At 56.6% G+C, this 228-nt stretch carries 1 pseudogene; it reads right to left on the minus strand.

Features of this window, described 5'->3' with window-relative positions:
- Window positions 1-228, minus strand: a pseudogene (locus Q1A75_RS24205) (IS5/IS1182 family transposase); the annotation flags it as partial.

Raw genomic sequence — 228 nt, forward strand, 5'->3', positions numbered from 1 at the left:
GCCGTCCCAGGCCGAGGATGCGTTTGAGGTGGGCAAAGAGCATCTCGACCTTTTTCCTGAGCTTCATCGAGATGTCGTATTGGCGGGTCTTGGCGATGTCGCGCGCGACCTGGCGGGTGTCTTCATGTTCTTCACGGGTGATCTTGCGAATATTAGCGTTGGGGCAGTATTTGGATTTGGATGGAAAGGCCAAGCAGACCTCTTTCAGGGCACGATAGCAGGCCGCGC

It is taken from the genome of uncultured Tateyamaria sp., assembly GCF_947504105.1.
Taxonomy (GTDB): Bacteria; Pseudomonadota; Alphaproteobacteria; order Rhodobacterales; family Rhodobacteraceae; genus Tateyamaria.